Here is a 19,491-nt window from a genome sequence, read left to right on the forward strand (position 1 = left end):
ATTTCTTGAGATGAGCACCGCCCTTTTCGACCTTTCCGGCCGCACCGCACTCGTGACCGGCTCCTCCCGCGGCCTCGGCCGCGCCATCGCCGAGGGCATGGCCAAGGCCGGCGCCAAGATCATTATCAACGGCGTCGATCCCAAGCGCGTCGAGCAGGCCGTCGCCGAATTTCGTACCGCCGGCCACCAGGCGGAAGGTGCTGCGTTCAACGTCACCGACGAGCCGGCGATCGTCGCGGCGTTCAATGACTTCGACAAGAAGGGCATTGAGGTCGACATTCTCGTCAACAATGCCGGCATCCAGCACCGCAAGCCGCTGGTCGAGTTCACCACCGACGAATGGCGCAAGGTGATCGAGACTGACCTGACCAGCGCCTTCGTGATCGGCCGCGAGGCCGGCAAGCGCATGATCCCGCGCAAGCGCGGCAAGATCATCAATATCGGCTCGCTCGGCAGCGAGCTCGCACGTCCCACCATCGCGCCCTACACGGCAGCGAAGGGCGGCATCAAGAACCTGACCCGCTCGATGGCGGTGGAATGGGCCCAGCACGGCATCCAGGCCAATGCGATCGGCCCCGGCTACATGCTGACCGACATGAACGAGGCGCTGGTCAACAACACCGATTTCAACAACTGGCTGATGGGCCGCATCCCCTCCAAGCGCTGGGGCAGACCGGACGAGCTGGTCGGCGCGGCGATCTTCCTGGCGTCGGACGCCTCCACTTACGTCAACGGCCAGATCATCTATGTCGATGGCGGCATGATCGCCGCGATGTGATCGCGAAACGCTAAGGGAAAGAGACCATGCGCGCCGTCGTCATTCACGCCCCGAAAGACCTGCGGATCGACAGCTATCCCGATCCGGCACCCGGCCCGGGCGAGGTCCGCGTCAAGATCGCCAATGGCGGCATCTGCGGCTCGGACCTGCACTACTACCACCACGGCGGCTTCGGCGTCGTGCGCATCCAGCAGCCGATGGCACTGGGACATGAGATCGCCGGTGTCGTCGCCGCCGTCGGTGACGGCGTCACCAGCGTGAAGCCGGGCACGCGCGTCGCCGTCAATCCGAGCAAGCCGTGCGGCCAGTGCCTGCATTGCCAGGAGGGCATGCGCAACCAGTGCCTCGACATGCGCTTCCTCGGCAGCGCGATGCGCTTTCCCCATGTGCAGGGCGGCTTTCGCGAGTTCCTCACGATCGATGCGACGCAGGCCGTGCCGATCTCCGACAAGCTGTCGCTGGCCGAGGCCGCGGTCGCCGAGCCGCTCGCGGTTTGCCTGCATGCCGGCAAGCAGGCCGGCCCCCTCCTCGGCAAGCGCGTGCTGATCACCGGCTGCGGCCCGATCGGTGCACTGATGATCCTGGTCTCACGTTTCGGCGGGGCGTCCGAGATCGTGGTGACCGATGTCGCCGACGCGCCGCTGGCGGTCGCCAGAAAGCTCGGCGCCACCCACGCCATCAACGTCGCGACCCATGCCACCGCGCTCGATCCCTGGCGCGCCGGCAAGGGCGTGTTCGACACGCTGTTCGAGGCTTCCGGCAACCAGGCTGCGCTCCGCACGGCGCTCGACGTGCTCAGGCCCGGCGCCACGCTGGTGCAGCTCGGCCTCGGCGGCGAGATGACGCTGCCGATCAACTCCATCGTCGCCAAGGAATTGCAGCTCCGCGGCACCTTCCGCTTCGATCCCGAGTTCGAGCTCGCGGTGCGCCTGATGGGCGAAGGCCTGATCGACGTCAAGCCGCTGATCACGGCCACCATGCCGTTCGAGAACGCGGTCGCCGCCTTCGAGCTTGCCAGCGACCGTTCGCAGTCGATGAAGGTGCAGCTGTCGTTCTAGGGCTTTGCCTGGCTCTCGATCAGCCGGTCGCTGACCAGCCGTACGGCGCCGCGCTTCCAGGAATAGTCCGCGCCCATGCGCAGGCCGCTGTCGCCGCGCGCCAGCACCGCCCCGGTCCTGGCATCGCGGAGCTGGAAGCCGAGCGTGTATTCGGTGCGGCTGACCCGCCGCACCACGCCGATCAGCGACTGGTCCGCGCCGAGCTTTTGCGCAATCGCGGCCTCGCAGCCGCCACAGTCCCGCAAGGCACGCGCCTTCACCGCCTCGCCGCTGATATCGACGATACGGTAGCGGCCGGACTGGCCCAGGGCCTCACGCACGCTGCCGGTGACCTCGGCCAGGTATGACGCATCCGAAGCGGCCGAGGCGCCCGCCGAAGCTGCGGTCGTGTCCTCGAGCTCGAAATCGAACACCGCCAGCGCGACCGGCGCCGGCGTGCTGAGCGCGGCCATCACCTCGCGGGAGACAAAAATCTCGGCGCGCTCCCAGGATTCATCATTGTCGCCGCGGAAGGTGTAGAGCTTGTCCATCACGAGCCTCTTCGCGCCGACGTCGATCACGGCGACCTTGGCCCATTGCACCAGCGTGCTCGTCTTCTGGATGCCGCCGATAACCTTGAACGCCGCACCGTCCTGGGCCGATGGTGCCAGCCGGTAGCGACCATCCGCGCCGATATCCCGCCTGAGCGCCGCCATGAACGCCGACAGCCGCCGCTCATGGGCGGCGGTCTGGTTGGCCGGCTCGGCCGACGTATCGGTATAGCTGAAATCGTCCATGGCAACGCCGATGGCCGCCCCGGCACCGGCTGGCGAATAGGCCGCCGGGAGGACGACAAGGAGAAAAGCAGAGCAGATCAACCGGGACAGGTGCATGAGCGGGCCTCGTGTGACGGAACGGCCTGAAAACCTGGATGGTCGCCTCTCGCCATGCAACCGTGCCCGTCCCGGCGAACGCCGGGAAATTTTCACGACGTTGCACTGCGGCAAGCGCAGCGCTTTCCGCCGCTTGCGTTCTGCCGTTTAATGCGGAGGCGACAAACCCGTTCGCGCCAGGTGCCTGCCGATGTGGAACCGCCCGAGATTCGATCTCAAGGTCCGTCTGACGTTGCGCGTGGCCGCAATATCGGCCGCCTGCTTCGCCGTGATCTCCGCCTATTTCCTTGTCACGGCCGACCGCGAGGCGCATGCGCGCATCGACGGTATCGCCGCCATCGTTGCGAAGTCGCTGGAGCTGCAACAGGGCAAGGTCCAGTGGGTGGCGAACCCGCGCTCGGACTTCCCCAACCTTGACCCCGTATCGGCCTACGTGATGACGCCCGGCCTGTGCCTGGCATTCCGTGGCACGAGCGGCGAGATACTCCAGCGGTTCTGCAGTGGCGCGCCTACTCCGGCAAACCCGCCGCCGCAGGTCTTCGCGGCCTTCTATCGCAGCCTGTTCGACCCCGGCCGTGAGGCAGCGCGGCCAGTGATCGTGCGCGGAGCGAAGCTCGGCGAGACCGTGGTCTCGGTCGATCCGGCCGTGCAGACGGCGGAGGCATGGCACGAGGCCGGCCGCCTGATGATTGCGCTTGCGATCGCACTGCCGCTGCTCTGCGCACTGGTCTATGCGGCACTGGCGCGGGCGCTGCGCCCCACCCGCATGATCCGCACCGGCCTCGAACGAATCGCCGCCAATGACCTCACCGCGCGGCTGCCGCCGTTCGACCTCGCCGAGCTCTCCTCCATCCGCGACGTCTTCAACCATCTCGCCGAAAGCCTCGACACCGCGCTTGCCGAGCGCAGCGAGCTGACGCGAAAGCTGATCGCGCTCCAGGACGAGGAGCGCCGCCATCTCGCGCGCGAGCTGCACGACGAGTTCGGCCAGTCACTGGCCGCCATCCGCGCGCTCGCCGCATCCGCCCGCCAGACCGCCGTGCAGGAGTGCCCTTCCCTGCTGTCCGAGTGCGACGGCATCGCACGGACCGCAACCGGCATGATGGAGATGCTGCGCGGCACGCTGTTCAGGCTGCGTCCGCCCGATGTCGAAGAGCTCGGGCTGGTCGCCAGCCTCGAAGGCCTGGTCGCCGGCTGGAACGGTCGCAGCCGCGGCGAGACGCGGTTTGCGATCCGCTTCGACGGCGCCTTCGAGACCCTGCCGGCCGCGATCAGCGCCAGCCTCTATCGCATCGTGCAGGAGGCTCTCACCAACGCCGCCAAGCATGCCGGCGCGACCAAGGTGAGCCTGGAATTGACGATGCGTGCCGACGAGATCGCGCTTACGATCGACGACGACGGACGGTCGAGCGATCCCGCCGCGAAATCCGGAATGGGCCTGCTCGGCATGCGCGAGCGCGTCGCGGCCCTGCGTGGCAAATTGAGCTTCGAGGCCGGACCGCATGGCGGCACTGCGCTGCGCGTCACCATCCCTGTCGCGGCCGATCGGCCGGTGCTGGAGCGGGCGGCATGAGCGCGGGCGATGCGACCATTCTGCTGGTCGACGACCATTCCGTCGTCCGCGAAGGCTATCGCTCGGTGCTGCAGAAGCAGCCGGGCCTGCGCGTCGTCGCCGAAGCCGCCGACGGCGCGGAGGCCTACCGTCTCTTCAAATCCGAGGCGCCCGACCTCGTCATCATGGATCTGAGCATGCCCGGCATCGGCGGCATCGAGGCTGTCAGGCGGATCAGGCAGTGGGACAAAAGCGCGAGAATCCTCGTCTTCACCATGCACCAGAATGCGGGCTTTGCCGTGCAGGCGATCCGCGCCGGCGCGAGGGGCTATGTCACCAAGACCAGTCCGCCCGAAACGCTGGTGCGCGCGGTGATGGACGTGCTCGCGGGCCGGATCGCCATCAGCCCCGACATCGACCACGAGCTCGCACTGAGCCGCATCAGCGGCGAGAGCTCGGCTGCCGACGTCCTCACGCCGCGCGAGTTCGAGGTGCTGCGGCTGCTGCTGGCCGAGGAGTCGACGGAGGAGATCGCCGAGACGCTCCACGTCAGCCCGAAGACGGTGGCAAACCTGCATTCGCTGATCAAGGACAAGCTCGGCGTCGACTCCGACATCGAGCTGGTCCGCCTGGCGCTGCGTCAGGGACTGTTGACCCAGGTCGATCTCGGCAAGGCTTGATCGCCGCTTGCGATATCCCGCTTGGCGGCGGATCATTCGCGCGCGACCACCGCGTCCAGCCATGCGCAGTTCAGCGGCGGCACACGTGGGTCGGCGACGCGCACGCCACGGGCCGCGGCGTCCAGCCTCATGTCGCGCAGGCGCTTGCGCTGCTCCTCCGGCATGTTGAGCCGCTCGTGGCCCCATAGCGACGGGCCGTCAAAGGTCTCGTGCGGCTGCCAGGTCTCGGGATCGATGACGCGGCCGCCCCAGCCATATTCGATGAAGAAGCCCGAGGGCGTATTCACGTAGAACGAGGTCATGTGGTCGTTGGTGTGCCGCCCCAGCGTATAGGCAATACGGCCGTCATCCAGCTGCGCGAGGTCGTAGCCCTGCCCGACATCGTCGAGGCTGCCGAGCTCGACCATGAAATGATGCAGCGCCTTCCGTCCGGAGCCTACCATCGCAAAGCTGTGGTGGCGGCCGTTGACGTGGAAGAAATAGAGCCCATAGGGCTTGAGCCCGAAATCGGAGACGTGGAAGCCGAGCACGTCGCGGTAGAACGGCAACAGCGGCTCGACGTCCTCGACGTTCAGCACCACGTGCCCCATGCCGAGCGCGCCGGTGCGAAAGCCCGAGATCGGCCGCCCCGGCTTGAACGGCTCGGTTGCAAGCTCCGGCTTGCAGAAGGCCTCAAGCCGGTTGCCGGCGGGATCGGCGAACGTGATCAGCTCGGCCACATGGCGTTCGTCGGCGAGCGCGCGCGAGCCGCGCGTCACCTTCACGCTGTGGCTTTCCAGCCGCCCGGCTAACTGATCGAGCTCGGCGGTTGAGGGAACTTCCCATCCCATCACCGCCAGCCCGGCATCGCTGCTGCCGTCGACGATCAGCCGCTGTTTGCGATCGTCCATGCGGAAGGCGCGCATCTTGCCGCCGCGATCGACCTGCTGCATGCCGAGCAGCCGGGTTGCCATTTGGCCCCACTGATCGAGCTGGGATGAATTGATCCGGACATAGCCGAGCGCGGTGATTTCCATCGACGTCCTCCCGAGGGCATCGCACCCGCCGCACTGCGGCGAACTTGATACCGGCCGCGCACGCTCCTACGGTGGCGTCCGCAATCGCTTCTCGTTTGCGATGACGATAGTCGCGGAGCGAAACGGCACAAGGGAGGAAATGCGAAGTGTCCAAGGAGCGGACGCGGACCGGAGCGCCGCGGCAGTCGGAGGGCGTCCGCGCCTTCAAGCGTGGGCTGGACGTGCTGCACGAGGTCAACCGGTCCGGCGGCATCCGCGCGGGCGACGTCGCCCGCGCACTCGACCTGCCTCGCCCGACCGTCTATCGCCTGCTCGAGACGTTGGAGGAACTTGGCTATGTCGCCCGCAGCGCCAGCGACGACCGCTTTCGCGTGACCCGGCGCGCGCTCAGTCTCGGCGACGGCTACGATCCCGGCGTGGTGATCTGCCAGGCGGCGGCGCCTTATCTCGCCGAGCTCAGCAAGAACCTCGTCTGGCCGGTCGATCTCTCGACTTACGAGAACGCCGCGATGGTGGTGCAGGAAACCACGCACTCCCGCAGCCCGCTCTCGATCGACCGCGGCATGATCGGCAAGCGCCTGCCGATGTTGCGGACGTCCGCGGGCCGCGCCTATCTCGCCGCCTGTCCTGCGCGCGAGCGCAACCTGATCGTCAATCATCTGCGCCGCATCGACGAGGCCGACGACCGCCCCTTCCTCGACGAAGGCCGCCTCGACCGCATGATCGCCGAGACGCAAGCCCGCGGCTACGCCATCCGCAGCGAGGGCGAGTACAATCCCAAGACGGCCTCGATCGCGGTCCCCATCGTGCGCAACGGCGCCGTGTTCGGCTGCATCTCCATCATCTGGATCCGCTCGGCCCTCGGAATTGAAGAAGCGGTGGCGCAATTTGCGGGACAGCTTCAGGAAACGGCATCGGCCATCCCGGTCGAGGTCTAGCGGGGTCCGTCCGCTGGGCGGACACTTGGCGCGACGGCATTGATGCTGCGGCGCGGCTTGGGGAAGAGATAGCCCCATGCAACATAAGTCCATCCCCGAAGAGTTTGATGTCGTGATCGTCGGCAGCGGCCCGGTTGGCGCCACGTTGGCCAATCTGCTCGGACTGTGCGGCATGCGGACGCTGGTACTGGAGCGCGAGGCGCGGACCTATCACCTGCCGCGCGCGGTGCATTTCGACGACGAATGCATGCGCGTGTTCCAGACCATCGGCCTCGCCGACGCGATCCTGCCGCATGTCATCCTCAGCCCCGGGATGCTCTTTCTCGACGCCGGCGGCCGGATGCTGCTGGACTGGTCGCGCCCGCAGACGCTCACGCCGATGGGATGGAATCTCAGCTATCGCTTCCACCAGCCCGATCTGGAGGACGTGCTGATCCATGGCCTTGCGCGCTGGCCGCATGTCACCCTGCGCAACCGCTGCGACGTGTTCGCGCTGGATCAGGACGAGACCGGCGTGCGCGTCCGCTACGAGGACCTTTCCAATGGGACGCTGAGTGAAGTCCGTGCCGGCTATGTGGTCGGCTGCGACGGTGCCCGCTCTCTGGTGCGCCGCTTCATCGGCTCCGGCATGGACGATCTCGGCTTTCACGAGCGCTGGCTGGTGATCGACGTGCTGCTCAAGCGCGACCGCGATGACCTCGGCGACTACAGCATCCAGCACTGCGACCCCCGGCGGCCGGCGACCTATGTGCGCGGCACCGGCACCCGGCGGCGCTGGGAGATCACGGTGTTGCCGGACGAGGATTCGCAAGATGTGGCGCAGCCGGCCAAGGTCTGGGAGCTGCTGTCGCGCTGGATCACGCCCGACGACGCCGAGATCGAGCGCGCCGCTGTCTATACTTTTCATTCCGTGATCGCGCAGCAATGGCGGGGCGGACGGCTGCTGCTCGCGGGCGATTCCGCACACCAGACCCCACCCTTCCTCGGACAGGGCATGTGCGCCGGCATCCGGGATGCCGCCAACCTTGCCTGGAAACTCGGCGCGATCATCCGCGACGGCGCCGCGCCTGATCTGCTGGAGACCTATCAGAGCGAGCGCCGGCCGCATGTGCGGGAGTTCATCGAGCTCGCCATTCGCCTTGGCGGCATCATCAACACCAAGGCGATCGAGGCCGGCCTTGCCGCCGGCGAAGCGCGCGACAACGCGCCCGTGAAACTCGAGGTGAAAAAGCCCCTGCTCGGCCCGGGGCTCGCGCTCGGCGGCCTGCCGCTGGCCGGGCATCTCGCACCGCAGTTCGAGCTGAACGACGGTCGCCGCAGCGATGACCGGACCGGCTACAGCCATGTGCTGCTTGTCGAGAGCGCGGCCGCGCTGCCATCGCATCTTGCCCCGTCGCCGGCTGGGATCGCAATCCTGACCGGCGACGAAGCCCAGGGCGTCGGGCACTGGCTGCGTGAGCACGGCATCATCGCCGCGCTGGTCCGTCCCGACCGCTATGTGCGTGGCACGGCCCGCAACGATTCCGAGTTCGAACGACTCGTCGCCGCCGTTACTCCCCCAACCCGCGTGCCGTCCGCGGCCTGACCGAACCCGCTTTCCAAGGACACTCTCATGAAGCTGCTCTCTTTCATCGTCGACAGCCGCGCCTCTTTCGGGGCCGTCAAGGACAACGGCGTCGTCGATCTCGGCGCGCGCATGGCAGGCTGCACGACACTGCGGCAGCTGCTCGAAGCCGGTCGCGTCGCCGAGGCGGCAAAGCTCGTCGCGTCCGCCGCGCCCGATCATGCCCTCGACAAGGTCAGCTTCGCGCCCGTCATCCCCGATCCCGGCAAGATCATCTGCGTCGGGCTGAACTATCGCGACCATGTCGCTGAAACCGGACGTATCGTCACCGAGAAGCCCGCACTCTTCGTTCGCTTCCCCTGCAGCCAGGTCGGCCATCTCCAGCCGATCGTGAAGCCGAAAGTCAGCGACGATTTCGACTATGAGGGCGAGCTTGCGCTCGTCATCGGCAAGGAAGGCCGGCACATCCCCGCGAACCGCGCGCTCGACCACATCGCCGGCTATTCCTGCTACAACGAAGGCAGCGTCCGCGACTGGCAGCGCCACACCAGCCAGTTCCTCTCCGGCAAGACCTTTGCAGAGAGCGGCAGCTTCGGCCCATGGCTGGTGACGGCGGACGAAATTCCCGATCCGTCAAAGCTGACCTTGCAGACCCGGCTCAACGGCACGGTGGTGCAGGACACCACCACCGATCTCCTGATCACCGCCATCCCCGGGCTGATCGCCTACATCTCGACGATCTGCCCGCTGGTCCCCGGCGACGTCATCGTCACGGGCACGCCCGGCGGCGTCGGCGCAAAGCGCACGCCGCCGTTGTGGATGCGCCCCGGCGACACCGTCGAGGTCGAGATCTCCGGCATCGGAACCTTGCGCAACAAGGTCATCGCCGAACCGGAGTGACCGCCAACGTCGCTCAATCAAAACGACAACAAAATCAGGAAACGCCATGGCCACTCACCGCACGACCTCCGCCGCTATCCTGCTGATCACGCTGGCGCTCGCAGGCACCGCCGCACGCGCAGAGATCAAAGGCGACGCCATCCGGATCGGCGTCCTCACCGACATGAACGGGATTTTCGCCGCCGCCATGGGTCCGGGCTCGGTCGAGGCGGCGCGAATGGCGGCGGAGGAGTTCGGCGGCAAGATCAACGGCAAGCCCATCGAGATTTTGCAGGCCGATCACCAGAACAAGCCGGACCTTGCAGGCTCACTCGCGCGAAAATGGTTCAGCGACGGCGTGCAGGCGATCGCGGACGGTGGCAGCTCGGGCGCGGCGCTCGCGGTGCAGGAGCTGGTGCGCGGCAACGGCAGGATCTTCCTCGTCTCCGGGGCCGGCGCCAACCAGCTCACGGATGAGGCCTGCGCGCCGACCAGCGTGCAATGGACCCAGGACGCCTACTCCACCGCGACTGCCGTGGTCTCCGGCATCATGCAGACCAGCAAGGAGCCTTGGTTCTTCATCACCGGCGACTACGCCTTCGGCCATTCGATCGAGGCGACCGCTCGCGCCCGCATCACCGAGCTTGGCGGCAAGGTTGCTGGCGGCGTTAAAGCCCAGCTCGGCACGCCCGACTACAGCTCGTTCCTACTCCAGGCGCAGTCCTCGGGCGCAAAGGTCCTGGCGATCAACGTCGCCGGCGACAACGCCACCGCGATCAAGCAGGCCGAAGAATTCGGGCTCGCCGCGCAGGGCATGAAGATCGTGCCGATGTCGTTCCAGAATGTCGACATCGAAGCGGTCGGCCTGAAGGCCACGCGCGGCGACCTTATCGTGACCTCGTTCTTCGAGGATATCTCGCCGGCGGCGCGGAAATTTTCCGATGCGTTCTATGCGCGCCGCAAGGCGATGCCCTCACAGATCCAGGCCGGGGTTTATTCCGCCGTACGCCACTATCTGCAGGCCATCAAGGACACCGATACGGACGACAGCGCGATCGTGATGGCCAAGATGAAGGCGACGCCGGTGTCGGATGCCTACACCACCAACGGCCGCATCCGCGAGGACCAGCGCATGGTGCACGATCTCTATCTGGTCCAGGTCAAGACGCCGGAAGAGTCGAAAGGCCCGTGGGATTTCGTCAAGCTGGTCGCGACGATCCCGCCCGACCAGGCCTTCCGCCCGCTCGACCGCAGCAAGTGCAGCCTGGTCGGCAAGTAAAGCGTTTTCAAGCGAAGTGGATACCGGTTCGCGTTAAGAAAACGCGTCAAAATAGGAATCAACCCTCAGGCGAGATAGCGCGTCAGATAGCCTTCCATCGCGTAGAGCGCGCAGAGCGCCAGGCTCGACCACACCGCGGCGCTGAAATACAGGAACATCCAGGTCAGCTCGCCCTTCCAGTGCGCGATGTCGTGGGTCACCACCCAGCGCGTCGAGACGTCATGCAGGCCTTCGAGGAAGCCCAGGAACCTGCCGCCCTCGGCATGCCCTGCCCGCCAGCGGCTGAGATACATCGGCACGTCGACGGTGACGAGGAAGGCGAGGAAGCAGGCGATGCCGACGATGCCGGCGATCAGAGCCCAGCGCACCACGCCCTGGAATTCCGGCATCAGGCGGCACAGCGCGATGCCGGCGAGGAAGAAGGTCACCGCCCACAGCGAATTCTCGATCGCGTTGTAGAGATAGTTGGTGGTCACGACCGCGTACCACGAGAAACACTCCGCGATGATGATCACGGGCACGATCACCCACGCGATGTTCACGGCCGTCTCGGCACCCGTCATGGTGCCGAGCTGATGCAGGATCACCGCCCATTGCGCGGCGAAGCAGACTTCGGCCACCGTCGCGACCGAGCGGCCGACAAAGACGCTCGAGAGCCAGGTGTCGAACAGGCAGATGCGCTGCACGTCGGCGCGCGGCAGGAACGAGCGGAAGGCGCAGCCGAACACATACCCCGCGCAGAGCAGGAACATCAGCCCGATGTCGGAGCCGCCGCCGACGCTGCCCGCAACCGTCGGGTAGAACTCGCGATACAGCATGAACCAGACGAGGATGTTGGCGCTGCTGACGAGCGTGAGCGACCCCCACCACCACGCGAGGGGATTTGACCGCGCCTGCCACTGCAACATGAATCGCTCCGCTGTAATCGATGTGACATCTATTCGTAATAATCCTGTCACAGGACGCCATGGAATCACGACAAAAATCTGTGTGCAGCTCGGCTCGCGCGCGTCTTTTTTGCCCGCGGTAACGACGGAGGGTGTATCCACATATCGGACGGAAGAGGCAAAATTGTCGAATCTATTGGACAAGCCAGCGGAGCGGGTCCATTAAATCTCCCATGGCTCGAACCGCGTCCAAACCGCCTCCCGCCTCCTCATCCGCGGCCGCAGTGCTGGCTTCGAGCGCGGATGACGCCGCGTTCGCGACGACGCTGGCAAAGGGCCTCGTGGTGCTCGAGGCGTTCAAGGCCGGAACGACGCAGCTCGGCAACATGGAGCTGTCGACGCTGACGGGGCTTCCGCGGCCGACGGTGGCACGGCTGACGCATACGCTCGCCGAGCTCGGCTACCTCCGCTACGACGCCGAACGTGCGAAATACCGCGTCGGGGCACGCGCCCTGCGGATGGCGCATCCGCTGCTTGCCGACATGCAGTTCCGCCAGGTCGCGCGCCCGATGATGATGGAGCTGGCGCAGAGCGTGCGCGGCACGGTCTCGATCGGCCTGCTGGATGGCACGTCGATGATCTATGTCGAGACCGCGCGCTCCGGCGATGTCGGCCCGCACGTCCCCGACATCGGCATGCCCATTCCCGTGGTGATGACGGCAATGGGCCGCGCCGCGGCCGCGACCTTGCCGCCGGCCGATGCAGCGCTGCTCGAACAGCAGATCGCAAGCGAGGATGCCGAGCTGTGGTCGGCCTTTCGCGACAGATATCGCGCCGGCCTTGCACAATGCGCCAGCCGCGGCTTCTGCACCTGCTGGGGCGAGTACATGGCCTCGATCCACGCCGTCGCCGCGCCGCTGTTTCATGCAGATGAGACGAGGCGGTCGTTCTCCATCAATTGCGGCATTCCGGCGTTCCGGCTCCAGCCCGGCCAATTGGAGGCCGAGATCGGCCCGCGCATCGCCGCCCTCGCCGACAGTATCCGCGCCATCGTCGGCGCGGCAGGGCCGGCGGCCGAGACACAAAAGCAAAACAAGAAGAGGGCCAGGAAATGAACAAGACAACTGGCGCTCCACCACCGGGAGGCCAACATGACCGTCACACGCCGAACATTGCTGGGCACCCTCGCCCTTGCCCTGTCCGGGCTTCCAGTCTCCGCGCGCGCTGAGGACGTTTGGCCGTCGCACATGGTGCGGCTGATCTCGCCCTACGGGCCCGGCGGCTCCAACGACATCTCGCTGCGTCTGCTCGCCGAAGAGTTCGGCCGCAGCCTGCACCAGCAATTCATCGTCGAGAACAAGCCGGGCGCCGGCACGCGCATTGCGAACGATCTCGTCGCGCATGCGCCGGGCGACGGCTACACCATTCTCTATGTCGCGGCCCCCTATGCAACCGCCGAGGCGCTGTTCGGCAAGCTGACCTATGATCGCAAGGATCTTCGGCCGGTCGCGATGGCGGTGATCGCGCCGCTGTTCCTGATCATCAGCGCGGACGCGCCGTTCAAGACGCTGCCGGACCTGATCGCCTACGGCAAATCGAAGCCGGACGGACTGACCTTCGCCTCACCCGGCGCCGGCTCGCAGCCGCATCTTGCCGGCGAGCTCCTGTTCAGGGATGCCGGCGTCAAGGGTCTCAACATCCCGTTCCGCGGTGACGCGGCGTCCTACACCGAGCTGCTCGCCGGCCGCGTCGATGCCACGCTGACCGCACTCCCGACGGCGCTGCCCTACATCCAGAGCGGCAAGTTCGCCGTGCTCGGCGTCGCCTCCAGCGAGCGCAGCCCGCTCTATCCGCAGGCGCCGACGCTGCGCGAGCAAGGCTTTCCCAACGTGATCGCCGCCGGCTGGTTCGGCTTCATGGCGCCCGCCGCAACGCCGCAGCCGATCGTCGACAAGCTGCAGACCGAAGTCTCGCGCGTGCTCGCCGACCCCGCCGTGAAGGACAAGCTCACCGCCCAGGGCCTGGAAGTGCGCACCGGCACCGCCGCCGAATTCGGCCAGTTCATCGACAGCGAGACCCAGAGGTGGACCGGATTGATCCGCGAGGCCGGGCTGAAGGGGGAGTGACAGCCGAGGTGGACGAGTGAGGGGCGCCATCGACCTCCTCTCGTCATGGCCAGGCTTGTCCCGGCCATCCACGCCTGACCGCGCGGCACGAAGAACGTGGATGCCCGGGCCTTCGCCTCGCCGGAGCGGCTTCGGCCGCGCAGGCGGGACAAGCCCGGGCATGACGACTGACGGTGCAGCTACCTCTTCAACGCGCCCACATAAGCCGCGAGCTTGTCCAGCGTCTGGTAGCCGTATTCGACGGCGCCGAAACTGATCATGCCATCGCGCTGCTCCGTGCTCGAGGCCAGTTGCCGCATCATCAGCACGGTCTTGCCGTTGCTCTGCTCGGCGAAGGTGATGGTGAAGCGAAACATGCCGGGATCGTCGTCCTGGTCGACGCCATGGTCCATCTCCATCAAGGACGGCCGCTCAATGCGCCGAAAGCGCATGCGGTTCGGATAGACGGTGCCGTCGGGGCCGATCATGTTGAAGCGCCAGACGCCGCCAACCCGCACGTCGATCTCGAAGGTCTCGATCTTGAAACCCTTGGGTCCGAACCATTGCGGCAGATGTTTTGGGTCGGACCACGCCTCGAACACCAGATCGCGCGGCGCGTCGATCACGCGCGACATCACGATCTCGCGGTCGAGCGACCATTGCGACAAAGCGGGATTGGCAGAATTCGTCATCACTCAGAACCTTTCCGTTTGGTTGTTCGGGACGGCCGCTTGGCGGCCGCCCTCTCCTTCTCTTTCTTGAGCTTCATCACGTAAGCCTCGAACCGGTCGAGGCGCGCCTCCCAGATCGCGCGCTGCTGCTGGAACCAGTCCTCCGCGCCGACGAGCGCGTCCGGGCTGAGGCGGCAGGTGCGCACGCGGCCGGATTTCTCCGACAGGACGAGCCCGCTCGTCTCCAGCACATGGACGTGCTTCATGAAGCTCGGCAGCGCCATGTCGAAGGGATCCGCGAGCTCGCCGACGGATGCCTCGCCCATGCAGAGCCGCATCACGATCGCCCGCCGTGTCGGGTCGGCGAGCGCGGAAAAAATCTGGTCCAGTCGAGATAATTGGTTAGCCATGAAGCTAACTATAGACCCGTCGCGAACCCGCGTCAATATTTGTTAGCCGACAAGCTAAGTAAAATCCGCCGTCGAGGCGGCCGTGCGCTGGATAGGCGGCTAGAAGGTTCGCTACGGAACTTCCAACGCGCGATTGTGAATTGAGGCGGGACGCGGTTTGCAGGTACGACTGGCGCCGGGGGCGTCGGCAATCTGTTCATCAAGCGCGTGTCCTCTCTTGTCACCTTACGATCTCTTTCGATCAGCCGGCGCGGCTTCGCCAAGGCGGCCCTGCTTCCGCTCGCAATCGGCCTCATCAGGCCGCGCGAGGCGGCTGCGGATTCCGACATGATCGCGCAGATGCGCGACATCGTCGCCAATGAGCTGGCGCCGACCGCGACGCCGGACCAACCGGGCGGCCTCGCCGCCGCGCTCTATGCCGGCCGTCATGTCGAGTTCTTCAACTACGGCTTTGCCGACGACACCACACGACGGCCGGTCACGTCGGACACGTTGTTCAACCTCGGCTCGCTGCGCAAGCCGTTCGAGGCGACGCTGGTCGCGCTCGGCACGCTCCGGGGCGAGCTGCGGCTCGACGACCGCCTGCCGAAATACCTGCCCGAGCTCACCGGCGACTCTATCCGCCGCGTCACCGTCGGCGAGCTCGTCACGCACACGTCGGGACTGCTGCTGCCGACCGACCACCCGCCCTGGCCGAACGAGGAGTTCTCGCGCGCACAGTTCATCGAGATGCTCAACGCCTGGAGACCGCAGGCTGGCGAGGCGCCCGGCAAGCAGCGCATCTACAGCCATGCCGGCTATGTGCTGCTCCAGCTCGTGCTCGAACGCTGTTACGGCACGCCGATCGCAACCCAGCTCGAACAGCGCATCTTCAAGCCGCTCGGTATGACCGCGACCTCGGTGCCCGAACGCGGCGAGGACAACCGTGCCGTCATGGATGCAGCGTGGATGCAGCGGGTCGTCCAGGGCTATTCGGATCAGGGCATGGCGATCGGCCCGCCCGGCAACCAGCAGAGCTATTTCGATTTCCCCGGCACCGGCCAGATATTCTCTTCGCCGCGGGATCTTTCAACCTTCGTTGCGGCCTGCGTCGATAGCCACTCGGTCGACCCGCATTTGCGCGAGGCGCTGAGGATGACGCAGCACGAGGCCTTCCGCGTCGACGAGAAATTCGGGCAAGGCATGGCGTGGGAGACGGTGCATCTTCCCGAGGCCACCGTCGTCGACAAGCCGGGCGGCCTCAACAACGCCTCCGGCTATCTCGGCCTCGTGCCGGCGCGGCGGATCGGCATCGTGCTGCTGGCCAATCGCGGCGAATATCCGCACGAGATCGCGCGCTACAGGATCCTGCCCGCGCTGGCGAAGCTCGTGGCCTCGCACTGAAGCCGGCCCTCGAAACAGAAAGCCCCGGCTGAGCCGGGGCTTTCCACGCCAGATTCGGAACGGGATGAAGCTCAGTACCTGGCGACGACGGGTCCGCCGAACTTGTAGTTCACGCCGACGCGGACGATGTTCGACTTGAGGTCGACCGAGTGGGTGTAGACGTTGCTCGGGAATGCGATGGCCGGCACGAATGCAGCAAGGTTGTTGCTGGTCGCGCTGGCGCGCCCGAGATCGACATAGAGATATTCGGCCTTGAGCGACCAGCCGCCGCCGAACGCATATTCGGTGCCCACGCCCGCGGTCCAGCCGAGACGCGTGTCGCGGATCGCGCTCGACTCGGTTGCTCCCGCAAACGTGTCGGTGAAGTTGAAATTGCCCTTGACCTCCGCGATCGCGGCGCCGCCCGTGGCGTAGAGCAGCCAGGTCGGAGCGGCCAGGAAGCCGATACGGCCGCGGATGGTCGCGAGCCAGTCGGCCGAGACCGACGACGACACCGTAAAGCCGGTCGGCGCGCAGCACGGATAAAGCGCCGAACCGGTCGCACTGCCCTTGAAGCCGAAATAGTTGATGTCGCCTTCGAGGCCGAGCACGGCATGGTTGACCTGCCAGTTGTAGCCGGCGGTGAAGCCGCCGGTCACGCTGGAGCTGTTGATGCCCTGGGCGCCGACCGTGTTGATGGCGGGAACGCTGCTGGCGGCGAAATAGCCCGTCGGAGAAAACACGGTCGAGGTGCTGGGATCGGAGCTGCCCCACTGCCCGCCGACATTGCCGCCGACGTAAAATCCGGTCCAGTTGTAAGCCGGCGCCATCATCGGCGCCTTGGTGTAATGCGCCGCGAGGTCGGCCGCCTGCACCGATGCGGTGCCCAAAACAACCGAAGCGACCGCCAGCAAAAACTTCTTCATTCTAGTCTCCTTGCCCACGCGATCAGCTCGCGTTTCGAATGCGCGCGGGCGGAAGGCATCCGGCGCAGATCGGGCATAGGCCGCCGGCCCCATGCCGTCTTGGGCTGCGGCGAAGTTCATAGGGACTGTGACGTAGTGTGCGCCCCACGTCGTGCGAACGGACGAGGAGTGTGACCCAAGAGCCACGCCTCGCCCTTCATCCGTGGCGCGCTACGCGCGCCGGTGTCGCATCACGACAAGGCGGCGCGAGCGCGATTCGAATCTTCCGGCGTCAGACCGAACGCGTCAGCCCACCGTCCACACGGATGTTCTGGCCGGTGATGTAGGCCGCGCCGTCGGACGCCAGGAACGCGATCGTCGCCGCGATCTCCTCGACCTTGCCGTAGCGCTTCATCGGCACGCTGTCGCGGCGCGCATCTAGCTGCGGCAGGCTGTCGATCCAGCCCGGCAGAACGTTGTTCATGCGGATGTTGTCGGCGGCATGGGTGTCGGTGAAGATTTTGGTGAAGGCGGCAAGGCCCGCGCGGAACACCGCCGAGGTCGGAAACATCGCGCTCGGCTCGAATGCCCAGGCGGTCGAGATATTGATGATGGCGCCAGCCTTCTGTGCCTGCATCACCGGCGTCACCAACCGGGTCGGCCGGATCACGTTGAGCAGATATGTATCGAGGCCGGTGTGCCACTGCTCGTCGGTAATCTCCGTGATCGGCGCGCGCGGTCCGTGGCCCGCACTGTTGACGAGCACGTCGATACGCCCCCACTTCGCCATCGCGCCGTCGACGAGACGCTTCAGATCGTCATTCGACTTGTTGGAGCCGGTGATGCCCAAGCCGCCGAGCTCGGCCGCCAGCGCCTCGCCCTTGCCGGAGGACGACAGGATCGCGACGCGGAAGCCGTCGGCCGCAAGCCGCCGCGCAGCCCCTGCCCCCATGCCGCTGCCGCCGGCGGTGACGAGTGCGACTTTCTCTGCTGCCATGACTGATCATCCCTGTCTTGAGGCGAGCCGCGGGCCCGGCCTATCATGAGGCCTTCTACCGCCAGACTTGCCGGCAGGTCCAGTCGAAGGCATCCGTCATGAGCGATTTGCAGATCCGCAATTTGCGGCCCGAGGAGATCTCGATCGCCGTCGACTGGGCCGCGGCAGAGGGCTGGAATCCGGGCCTCTCCGACGCCGCCTGCTTCGCCATCCCCGACGCGCAAGCTTTCTTCGTCGGCGAGATCGACGGCGAGCCGGTCGCGACCGTCTCCTGCGTCAACTACGACGACCGCTTCGCCTTTCTCGGCTTCTACATCGTGCGTGAAAGTTTTCGCGGTTCCGGCCACGGCCTGCGCATCTGGAACGCGGCGATCGCGCATGCGCGCCCTCGCGTGATCGGCCTCGACGGCGTCGTCGCGCAGCAGGACAACTACAGAAAGTCCGGTTTCCAGCTTGCCTACGCCAATATCCGCTATGGCGGCATCGTCGCCGCGCCGCCGGGGCCGCCCACTGACCTCGTCGCACTCGACACGATCCCGTTAGCGCTCGTCGAAGCCGACGACGCCACGGTGTTCCCAGCGCCGCGCAGCGCCTTCCTGCGCGCCTGGATCAACACATCAGGACATGTCGGCCGCGCGCTGCTGCGTGATGGCAAGCTTGCCGCATGGGGCGTGATCCGCCGGTGCCGGAGCGGCCACAAGATCGGCCCGCTCGTCGCCGATGATCGCGCCGCCGCGGAGAAGGTCGTGCAGGCGTTGCTGGCGAGTGCGGGCGGCGGCGAAGTCTTCCTCGATGTCCCCGCCGTCAATCGCGAGGCCATCGCGCTCGCGGAACAGCTCGGCCTCAAGCCGGTGTTCGAGACGGCGCGGATGTACACGGGGCCGATCGCGCCGCTGCGGATCGACCGCGTCTTCGGCGTGACCAGCTTTGAGCTGGGCTAGTAGCAGCGCATGATGTTGACGGTGTGCTCGCCGCCGCCGCGGCCGGGCACCGTCACCTGCTCCGTCGGGCAGCTCGGCACGTAGGGCCGGTCGGACGGCACCACGTTCGGCGGGAAGCGATGCGTCCAGTCCCAGGGAACGTCATAGGTATAGGTGTAGCGCACGTCGTTGGAGAGCGGCTGCCCGGCGTCGGCGAAGGGCTGGCCGTAGCCTGCGCCATCGTAGAAGAACCCGCCGCCGCCCGGCCAATAGACCCACGGCGTGTTGCGGCCGCGGAACCGGGCACCCGGCGCGATCGGCGGACGCATTGCCGCAGTCGGCGGCGCCGCAGCCAGCCCATGCGCAGCAACGCCGCCGGGCCTTGAAAAACTGTCGCTTGAAGAAAGGAGCAGCGCGGCTGCGCTGAGCGAGGCGAGCAGCGCCCCATATGATCTGGACATCATGATACGCACCAACTCGTTTGGCTTCGGCGGCTCCCCACCACACGCTAGGCCGGGCTGTCGCCCAGCCGCAAACGTATAATTAATTGTTGGTTAAGACACGGGATTAACGGGGAACAAGGTGCGGCAGAACGCCCGGAAGTCCCGGCCTGTTTCA

Annotated in this window: 20 protein-coding genes; 12 read left to right on the plus strand and 8 right to left on the minus strand. The window is 66.4% G+C overall.

Features of this window, described 5'->3' with window-relative positions; all coding sequences use genetic code 11:
* Window positions 1-10: 10 nt before the first annotated feature.
* Together ACE10W_RS23350 and ACE10W_RS23355 are read left to right on the plus strand one after the other, a co-directional pair.
* Window positions 11-778, plus strand: coding sequence for an SDR family oxidoreductase (locus ACE10W_RS23350; protein WP_028171461.1), 768 nt, complete (start codon window positions 11-13; stop codon window positions 776-778).
* A 26-nt stretch (window positions 779-804) separates the two neighbouring features.
* Window positions 805-1,836, plus strand: coding sequence for an L-idonate 5-dehydrogenase (locus tag ACE10W_RS23355; protein WP_182871922.1), 1,032 nt, complete (start codon window positions 805-807; stop codon window positions 1,834-1,836).
* Here ACE10W_RS23355 and ACE10W_RS23360 read toward each other — a convergent pair.
* Window positions 1,833-2,708: a DUF3280 domain-containing protein gene (locus ACE10W_RS23360; RefSeq protein WP_162603579.1), complete on the minus strand. Its 876-nt coding sequence runs from the start codon at window positions 2,706-2,708 to the stop codon at window positions 1,833-1,835. The two genes, ACE10W_RS23355 and ACE10W_RS23360, sit on opposite strands and share 4 nt — an antisense overlap.
* A gap of 190 nt (window positions 2,709-2,898) precedes the next feature.
* Here ACE10W_RS23360 and ACE10W_RS23365 point away from each other — a divergent pair, with 190 nt between their 5' ends.
* Both ACE10W_RS23365 and ACE10W_RS23370 read left to right on the plus strand, forming a co-directional pair.
* Complete coding sequence (locus ACE10W_RS23365; protein WP_182871923.1) at window positions 2,899-4,281, plus strand: sensor histidine kinase; 1,383 nt, start codon at window positions 2,899-2,901, stop codon at window positions 4,279-4,281.
* Complete coding sequence (locus tag ACE10W_RS23370; RefSeq protein ID WP_182871924.1) at window positions 4,278-4,940, plus strand: response regulator transcription factor; 663 nt, start codon at window positions 4,278-4,280, stop codon at window positions 4,938-4,940. Before ACE10W_RS23365 ends, ACE10W_RS23370 begins: the two co-directional genes overlap by 4 nt.
* A 32-nt stretch (window positions 4,941-4,972) precedes the next feature.
* Here ACE10W_RS23370 and ACE10W_RS23375 read toward each other — a convergent pair whose 3' ends face one another.
* Entirely contained in the window at window positions 4,973-5,956 is a 984-nt protein-coding gene (locus ACE10W_RS23375) for a VOC family protein (protein ID WP_182871925.1), read from the minus strand.
* Between the two features lie 146 nt (window positions 5,957-6,102).
* Here ACE10W_RS23375 and ACE10W_RS23380 point away from each other — a divergent pair, with 146 nt between their 5' ends.
* The 4 genes from ACE10W_RS23380 (at window position 6,103) to ACE10W_RS23395 (ending at window position 10,616) form a co-directional block, all read left to right on the plus strand.
* Entirely contained in the window at window positions 6,103-6,894 is a 792-nt protein-coding gene (locus ACE10W_RS23380; RefSeq protein ID WP_028171456.1) for a DNA-binding transcriptional regulator, read from the plus strand.
* A gap of 76 nt (window positions 6,895-6,970) precedes the next feature.
* Window positions 6,971-8,479, plus strand: a complete 1,509-nt coding sequence (locus tag ACE10W_RS23385) for a bifunctional 3-(3-hydroxy-phenyl)propionate/3-hydroxycinnamic acid hydroxylase (RefSeq protein WP_182871926.1) — start codon at window positions 6,971-6,973, stop codon at window positions 8,477-8,479.
* Window positions 8,480-8,506: 27 nt separating this feature from the next.
* Window positions 8,507-9,358 carry a fumarylacetoacetate hydrolase family protein gene (locus ACE10W_RS23390; RefSeq protein WP_028171454.1) on the plus strand — a complete coding sequence of 284 codons (852 nt, stop codon included), beginning with the start codon at window positions 8,507-8,509 and terminating at the stop codon, window positions 9,356-9,358.
* 46 nt (window positions 9,359-9,404) lie between these two features.
* Window positions 9,405-10,616: an ABC transporter substrate-binding protein gene (locus ACE10W_RS23395; protein WP_182871927.1), complete on the plus strand. Its 1,212-nt coding sequence runs from the start codon at window positions 9,405-9,407 to the stop codon at window positions 10,614-10,616.
* A gap of 65 nt (window positions 10,617-10,681) precedes the next feature.
* On the opposite strand, the gene ACE10W_RS23400 is transcribed toward ACE10W_RS23395, so the two are convergent.
* Window positions 10,682-11,524 carry a hypothetical protein gene (locus ACE10W_RS23400; RefSeq protein ID WP_028171453.1) on the minus strand — a complete coding sequence of 281 codons (843 nt, stop codon included), beginning with the start codon at window positions 11,522-11,524 and terminating at the stop codon, window positions 10,682-10,684.
* 212 nt (window positions 11,525-11,736) lie between these two features.
* On the opposite strand from ACE10W_RS23400, the gene ACE10W_RS23405 reads away from it, so the two are divergent.
* A complete protein-coding gene (locus ACE10W_RS23405) occupies window positions 11,737-12,618 on the plus strand; it encodes an IclR family transcriptional regulator (protein ID WP_110116322.1) in 882 nt (293 codons plus the stop codon).
* Window positions 12,619-12,654: 36 nt separating this feature from the next.
* A complete protein-coding gene (locus ACE10W_RS23410) occupies window positions 12,655-13,629 on the plus strand; it encodes a tripartite tricarboxylate transporter substrate binding protein (protein ID WP_028171451.1) in 975 nt (324 codons plus the stop codon).
* A 179-nt stretch (window positions 13,630-13,808) separates the two neighbouring features.
* Here ACE10W_RS23410 and ACE10W_RS23415 read toward each other — a convergent pair whose 3' ends face one another.
* Both ACE10W_RS23415 and ACE10W_RS23420 read right to left on the minus strand, forming a co-directional pair.
* Window positions 13,809-14,300 carry an SRPBCC family protein gene (locus ACE10W_RS23415; RefSeq protein ID WP_028171450.1) on the minus strand — a complete coding sequence of 164 codons (492 nt, stop codon included), beginning with the start codon at window positions 14,298-14,300 and terminating at the stop codon, window positions 13,809-13,811.
* Window positions 14,300-14,689 carry a helix-turn-helix transcriptional regulator gene (locus tag ACE10W_RS23420; protein WP_028171449.1) on the minus strand — a complete coding sequence of 130 codons (390 nt, stop codon included), beginning with the start codon at window positions 14,687-14,689 and terminating at the stop codon, window positions 14,300-14,302. Before ACE10W_RS23420 ends, ACE10W_RS23415 begins: the two co-directional genes overlap by 1 nt.
* Before the next feature lie 327 nt (window positions 14,690-15,016).
* Between ACE10W_RS23420 and ACE10W_RS23425 the strand changes: the two genes are divergently transcribed.
* Window positions 15,017-16,072 (plus strand): serine hydrolase, encoded by a 1,056-nt coding sequence (locus tag ACE10W_RS23425; protein WP_182872569.1) that lies wholly within the window; start codon window positions 15,017-15,019, stop codon window positions 16,070-16,072.
* 71 nt (window positions 16,073-16,143) lie between these two features.
* Here ACE10W_RS23425 and ACE10W_RS23430 read toward each other — a convergent pair whose 3' ends face one another.
* The gene (locus ACE10W_RS23430; RefSeq protein WP_110116323.1) at window positions 16,144-16,977 is read right to left on the minus strand and encodes an outer membrane protein; all 834 of its coding nucleotides are present in this window, start codon (window positions 16,975-16,977) and stop codon (window positions 16,144-16,146) included.
* Between the two features lie 271 nt (window positions 16,978-17,248).
* Window positions 17,249-17,953: an SDR family oxidoreductase gene (locus tag ACE10W_RS23435; protein WP_110116324.1), complete on the minus strand. Its 705-nt coding sequence runs from the start codon at window positions 17,951-17,953 to the stop codon at window positions 17,249-17,251.
* 98 nt (window positions 17,954-18,051) lie between these two features.
* Here ACE10W_RS23435 and ACE10W_RS23440 point away from each other — a divergent pair, with 98 nt between their 5' ends.
* The gene (locus ACE10W_RS23440; RefSeq protein WP_182871928.1) at window positions 18,052-18,894 is read left to right on the plus strand and encodes a GNAT family N-acetyltransferase; all 843 of its coding nucleotides are present in this window, start codon (window positions 18,052-18,054) and stop codon (window positions 18,892-18,894) included.
* Here ACE10W_RS23440 and ACE10W_RS23445 read toward each other — a convergent pair.
* Window positions 18,891-19,337, minus strand: coding sequence for a hypothetical protein (locus ACE10W_RS23445; RefSeq protein WP_028171445.1), 447 nt, complete (start codon window positions 19,335-19,337; stop codon window positions 18,891-18,893). The genes ACE10W_RS23440 and ACE10W_RS23445 overlap by 4 nt on opposite strands.
* Between the last annotated feature and the right edge of the window lie 154 nt (window positions 19,338-19,491).

The organism is Bradyrhizobium sp. B025 (genome assembly GCF_042257955.1).
Taxonomy (GTDB): Bacteria; Pseudomonadota; Alphaproteobacteria; order Rhizobiales; family Xanthobacteraceae; genus Bradyrhizobium; species Bradyrhizobium diazoefficiens.